General features: G+C 33.5%; 10 protein-coding genes. All 10 read left to right on the forward strand.

Annotated elements, in window-relative coordinates; genetic code table 11:
* On the forward strand, window positions 1–801 hold an 801-nt coding region (locus IDG60_RS05380), incomplete at its 5' end, for a phage major capsid protein (RefSeq protein ID WP_206160544.1).
* A 68-nt stretch (window positions 802–869) separates the two neighbouring features.
* A complete protein-coding gene (locus IDG60_RS05385; protein WP_000050973.1) occupies window positions 870–1,148 on the forward strand; it encodes a head-tail connector protein in 279 nt (92 codons plus the stop codon).
* Window positions 1,149–1,159: 11 nt separating this feature from the next.
* Window positions 1,160–1,492 (forward strand): hypothetical protein, encoded by a 333-nt coding sequence (locus tag IDG60_RS05390; RefSeq protein ID WP_000395498.1) that lies wholly within the window; start codon window positions 1,160–1,162, stop codon window positions 1,490–1,492.
* Window positions 1,489–1,890 carry a hypothetical protein gene (locus tag IDG60_RS05395; RefSeq protein WP_000110023.1) on the forward strand — a complete coding sequence of 134 codons (402 nt, stop codon included), beginning with the start codon at window positions 1,489–1,491 and terminating at the stop codon, window positions 1,888–1,890. Before IDG60_RS05390 ends, IDG60_RS05395 begins: the two co-directional genes overlap by 4 nt.
* Window positions 1,891–2,286 carry a DUF3168 domain-containing protein gene (locus tag IDG60_RS05400; protein ID WP_001023806.1) on the forward strand — a complete coding sequence of 132 codons (396 nt, stop codon included), beginning with the start codon at window positions 1,891–1,893 and terminating at the stop codon, window positions 2,284–2,286. It abuts the gene before it with no gap.
* 34 nt (window positions 2,287–2,320) lie between these two features.
* Window positions 2,321–2,962, forward strand: coding sequence for a major tail protein (locus tag IDG60_RS05405; protein WP_000807536.1), 642 nt, complete (start codon window positions 2,321–2,323; stop codon window positions 2,960–2,962).
* A 91-nt stretch (window positions 2,963–3,053) separates the two neighbouring features.
* Complete coding sequence (locus IDG60_RS05410; protein WP_000169128.1) at window positions 3,054–3,509, forward strand: Ig-like domain-containing protein; 456 nt, start codon at window positions 3,054–3,056, stop codon at window positions 3,507–3,509.
* A gap of 57 nt (window positions 3,510–3,566) precedes the next feature.
* Window positions 3,567–3,917 (forward strand): phage tail assembly chaperone G, encoded by a 351-nt coding sequence (gene gpG, locus IDG60_RS05415; protein WP_000589167.1) that lies wholly within the window; start codon window positions 3,567–3,569, stop codon window positions 3,915–3,917.
* Window positions 3,918–3,958: 41 nt separating this feature from the next.
* Window positions 3,959–4,117, forward strand: a complete 159-nt coding sequence (locus IDG60_RS05420) for a hypothetical protein (RefSeq protein WP_000438833.1) — start codon at window positions 3,959–3,961, stop codon at window positions 4,115–4,117.
* Between the two features lie 13 nt (window positions 4,118–4,130).
* Window positions 4,131–5,488 (forward strand): phage tail tape measure protein (locus IDG60_RS05425; protein WP_156989380.1); only part of this gene is annotated, 1,358 nt, incomplete at its 3' end.

A 5,488-nucleotide genomic window follows, 5' to 3' on the forward strand; every position in this document is an offset into this window, starting at 1 on the left:
AATGATTCAGGTGGAGATAAGCTCTTACCAAAAACACTTTCTAAAGAAATTGTTTCAGAACCATTTGCTAAAAACCAATTACGTGAAAAAGCTCGTCTAACTAACATTAAAGGTTTAGAGATTCCAAGAGTTTCATACACTTTAGACGATGATGATTTCATTACAGACGTAGAAACAGCAAAAGAATTAAAATTAAAAGGTGATACAGTCAAGTTCACTACTAATAAATTCAAAGTATTTGCTGCAATTTCAGATACTGTAATTCATGGATCAGATGTAGATTTAGTAAACTGGGTTGAAAACGCACTACAATCAGGATTAGCAGCTAAAGAGCGTAAAGATGCCTTAGCAGTAAGTCCTAAATCTGGATTAGAACACATGTCATTTTATAATGGATCTGTTAAAGAAGTTGAGGGAGCAGACATGTATGATGCTATTATTAACGCTTTAGCAGATTTACATGAAGATTACCGTGATAACGCAACAATTTATATGCGATATGCAGATTATGTCAAAATTATTAGTGTTCTTTCAAATGGAACAACAAATTTCTTTGACACACCAGCAGAAAAAGTATTTGGCAAACCAGTAGTATTTACAGATGCAGCAGTTAAACCTATTGTGGGAGATTTCAATTATTTTGGAATTAACTATGATGGAACAACTTATGACACTGATAAAGATGTTAAAAAAGGCGAATATTTGTTTGTATTAACAGCATGGTATGATCAGCAACGTACATTAGACAGTGCATTCAGAATTGCAAAAGCAAAAGAAAATACAGGTCCATTACCCAGCTAAGCCCCAAAAGGTTAATGTAACAGCTAAGGCTAAATCAGCTGTAATATCAGCCGAATAGGGGTGATGAAATGAGTTTAGAAGAAATTAAATTGTGGTTGAGAATTGACTATAATTTCGAAAATGATTTAATTGAAGGTCTCATTCAATCGGCTAAGTCTGAATTACTATTAAGTGGGGTTCCAGATTATGACAAAGATGACTTGGAATACCCGCTTTTTTGTACAGCGATTAAATATATCATTGCAAGAGATTATGAAAGTCGTGGATACTCAAATGACCAATCTAGAAGCAAGGTGTTTAATGAAAAAGGATTGCAAAAAATGATTTTGAAATTAAAAAAGTGGTAGGTGATTTTTAAATGGAATTTAATGAATTTAAAGATCGCGCGTATTTTTTTCAATATATAAACAAAGGACCATATCCAGATGAAGAGGAAAAAATGAAATTGTATAGTTGCTTTTGTAAAATTTATAATCCTTCTATGAAAGATAGAGAAATTTTAAAAGCGACTGAATCAAAATCAGGATTAACCATAATTGTCAGGTCTTCTAAAACTGAATATCTACCACAAACAAATCACTTAGTTAAAATTGACAGTGCATTATATTCCGATAAATTATTCAACATTGTAGAAATAAGAATTGATACACCAGATATTGGCTATAATACAGTGGTTTTATCAGAAAAATGAGTGTAGAAATTAAAGGGATACCTGAAGTGTTGAATAAATTAGAATCGGTATACGGTAAACAAGCAATGCAGGCTAAGAGTGATAAAGCTTTAAATGAAGCATCTGAATTTTTTATAAAGGCTTTAAAGAAAGAGTTCGAGAGCTTTAAAGATACGGGTGCCAGTATAGAAGAAATGACTAAATCTAAGCCTTATACAAAAGTTGGCAGTCAAGAAAGGGCTGTTTTAATTGAATGGGTAGGCCCTATGAATCGCAAAAACATTATTCACTTGAATGAACATGGTTATACAAGAGATGGAAAAAAATATACACCAAGAGGTTTTGGAGTTATTGCAAAAACATTAGCTGCTAGCGAACGTAAGTATAGAGAAATTATAAAAAAGGAGTTGGCCAGATAAATGAATATATTAAACACCATAAAAGGAATTTTATTATCTGATGCAGAGCTCAAAACACATATAAATTCTAGAATATACTATTACAAAGTCACTGAAAACGCTGAAACTTCCAAACCCTTTGTTGTTATTACACCTGTTTATGATTTGCCTTCAGACTTTATGTCTGATAAATATCTCAGTGAAGAATACTTAATTCAAATAGATGTAGAATCTTCAAATAATCAGAAAACAATTGATATAACAAAACGAATAAGATACCTGTTATATCAACAAAATTTAATTCAAGCATCTAGTCAGTTAGATGCTTATTTTGAAGAAACTAAACGTTATGTGATGTCGAGACGATATCAAGGCATACCCAAAAATATATATTATAAAAATCAGCGCATCGAATAGGTGTGCTTTTTAATTTTTAAGGAGGAAATAAGCAATGGCAGAAGGACAAGGTTCTTATAAAGTAGGTTTTAAAAGATTATACGTTGGAGTTTTTAACCCAGAAGCAACAAAAGTAGTTAAACGCATGACATGGGAAGATGAAAAAGGTGGTACAGTTGACCTAAATATCACAGGTTTAGCACCAGATTTAGTAGATATGTTTGCATCTAACAAACGTGTATGGATGAAAAAACAAGGTACTAATGAAGTTAAGTCTGACATGAGTATTTTCAATATTCCAAGTGATGATTTAAACACAGTTATTGGACGTACTAAAGATAAAAATGGTACATCTTGGGTAGGAGAGAATACAAGAGCACCGTATGTAACAGTAATTGGCGAATCGGAAGATGGTTTAACAGGTCAGCCGGTATATGTAGCCTTACTTAAAGGTACTTTTAGTTTAGATTCAATTGAATTTAAAACACGAGGTGAAAAAGCAGAAGCCCCAGAACCTACAAAATTAACAGGTGACTGGATGAATAGAAAAGTTGATGTTGATGGAACGTCACAAGGTATTGTATACGGTTATCATGAAGGTAAAGAAGGAGAAGCAGAATTCTTCAAAAAAGTATTCGTTGGATACACGGACAGTGAAGATCATTCAGAGGATTCTGCAGGTTCGTTACCCAGCTAATCCCCAAAATGTTGAAGTAGCAGTTAATTCAAAATCTGCAACAGTTTCAGCAGAATAGGGGCTTTCAAAATAAATCAAAGGAGAATAATTTATGACTAAAACTTTAAAGGTTTATAAAGGAGACGACGTCGTAGCTTCTGAACAAGGTGAAGGCAAAGTGTCAGTAACTTTATCTAATTTAGAAGCGGATACAACTTATCCAAAAGGTACTTACCAAGTGGCATGGGAAGAAAATGGTAAAGAATCTAGTAAAGTTGATGTACCTCAATTCAAAACCAATCCAATTCTAGTCTCAGGCGTATCATTTACACCAGAAACTAAATCAATTATGGTAAATACCGATGACAATGTTGAGCCAAACATTGCACCAAGCACAGCAACGAATAAAATATTGAAATATACAAGTGAACATCCAGAATTTGTTACTGTAGATGAAAATACAGGAGCAATTCACGGTGTAGCTGAAGGTACTTCAGTAATCACTGCTACGTCTACTGATGGAAGCGATAAGTCAGGACAAATTTCAGTGACAGTAACAAACGGATAGGGATTTAAGGCGCAGTATATCTGCGTCTTTTTTATTTGAATAAAAGGAGCTAATACAATGATTAAATTTGAAATTAAAGATCGTAAAACAGGAAAAACAGAGAGCTATACAAAAGAAGATGTAACAATGGGCGAAGCAGAAAAATGCTATGAGTATTTAGAATTAGTAAATCAAGAGAATAAAAAAGAAGCACCTAACGCAACAAAAATGAGACAAAAAGAGCGACAGTTATTAGTAGATTTATTTAAAGATGAAGGATTGACTGAAGAAGATGTTCTGAACAAGATGAGTACTAAAACTTATACAAAAGCCTTACAAGATATATTTCGAGAAATCAATGGTGAAGATGAAGAAGATTCAGAAACTGAACCAGAAGAGATGGGAAAGACAGAAGAACAATCTCAATAAAAGACATTTTATCGAACATTAAGAAAATACAACGTTTCTGTATGGAGCAGTATGGGTGGACATTAACTGAAGTCAGAAAACAGCCGTATGTAAAACTTTTAGAAATACTTAATGAAGAGAATAAAGAAGAGACTGAAGAAAAACAAAGTGAACAAAAAGTCATTACAGGTACGGATTTAAGAAAACTTTTTGGAAGCTAGAAAGGAGGTTAATATGAATGAAAAAGTAGAAGGCATGACCTTGGAGCTGAAATTAGACCATTTAGGTGTCCAAGAAGGCATGAAAGGTTTAAAGCGACAATTAGGTGTTGTTAATAGTGAAATGAAAGCTAATCTGTCAGCATTTGATAAGTCTGAAAAATCAATGGAAAAATATCAGGCGAGAATTAAGGGGTTAAATGATAGGCTTAAAGTTCAAAAAAAGATGTATTCTCAAGTAGAAGATGAGCTTAAACAAGTTAACGCTAATTACCAAAAAGCTAAATCCAGTGTAAAAGATGTTGAGAAAGCATATTTAAAGTTAGTAGAAGCCAATAAAAAAGAAAAATTAGCTCTTGATAAATCTAAAGAAGCCTTAAAATCATCGAATACAGAACTTAAAAAAGCTGAAAATCAATATAAACGTACAAATCAACGTAAACAAGATGCGTATCAAAAACTTAAACAGTTGAGAGATGCAGAACAAAAGCTTAAGAATAGTAACCAAGCTACTACTGCACAACTAAAAAGAGCAAGTGACGCAGTACAGAAGCAGTCCGCTAAGCATAAAGCACTTGTTGAACAATATAAACAAGAAGGCAATCAAGTTCAAAAACTAAAAGTGCAAAATGACAATCTTTCAAAATCAAATGATAAAATTGAAAGTTCTTACGCTAAAACTAATACTAAATTAAAGCAAACAGAAAAAGAATTTAATGATTTAAACAATACTATTAAGAATCATAGCGCTAATGTCGCAAAAGCTGAAACAGCTGTTAATAAAGAAAAAGCTGCTTTAAATAATTTGGAGCGTTCAATAGATAAAGCTTCATCCGAAATGAAGACTTTTAACAAAGAACAAATGATAGCTCAAAGTCATTTCGGTAAACTTGCAAGTCAAGCGGATGTCATGTCAAAGAAATTTAGTTCTATTGGAGACAAAATGACTTCCCTGGGACGTACAATGACGATGGGCGTATCTACACCGATTACTTTAGGTTTAGGTGCAGCATTAAAAACGAGTGCAGACTTTGAAGGGCAAATGTCTCGAGTTGGAGCGATTGCACAAGCAAGCAGTAAAGACTTAAAAAGCATGTCTAATCAAGCGGTTGACTTAGGAGCTAAAACAAGTAAAAGTGCTAACGAAGTTGCTAAAGGTATGGAAGAATTGGCAGCTTTAGGCTTTAATGCCAAACAAACAATGGAGGCTATGCCAGGTGTTATCAGCGCAGCAGAAGCAAGTGGTGCAGAAATGGCTACAACTGCAACTGTAATGGCTTCAGCGATTAACTCTTTCGGTTTAAAAGCATCTGATGCAAATCATGTTGCTGATTTACTTGCGAGATCAGCAAATGATAGTGCTGCAGATATTCA

It is taken from the genome of Staphylococcus sp. EG-SA-2, from assembly GCF_017152085.1.

Bases quoted from the DNA above. Each gene is read 5' to 3' on its own strand.
- IDG60_RS05385 (WP_000050973.1), top strand. From the start codon at position 870: ATGAGTTTAGAAGAAATTAAATTGTGGTTGAGAATTGACTATAATTTC.
- IDG60_RS05390 (WP_000395498.1), top strand. From the start codon at position 1,160: ATGGAATTTAATGAATTTAAAGATCGCGCGTATTTTTTTCAATATATA.
- IDG60_RS05395 (WP_000110023.1), top strand. From the start codon at position 1,489: ATGAGTGTAGAAATTAAAGGGATACCTGAAGTGTTGAATAAATTAGAA.
- IDG60_RS05400 (WP_001023806.1), top strand. From the start codon at position 1,891: ATGAATATATTAAACACCATAAAAGGAATTTTATTATCTGATGCAGAG.
- IDG60_RS05405 (WP_000807536.1), top strand. From the start codon at position 2,321: ATGGCAGAAGGACAAGGTTCTTATAAAGTAGGTTTTAAAAGATTATAC.
- IDG60_RS05410 (WP_000169128.1), top strand. From the start codon at position 3,054: ATGACTAAAACTTTAAAGGTTTATAAAGGAGACGACGTCGTAGCTTCT.
- gpG (WP_000589167.1), top strand. From the start codon at position 3,567: ATGATTAAATTTGAAATTAAAGATCGTAAAACAGGAAAAACAGAGAGC.
- IDG60_RS05420 (WP_000438833.1), top strand. From the start codon at position 3,959: ATGGAGCAGTATGGGTGGACATTAACTGAAGTCAGAAAACAGCCGTAT.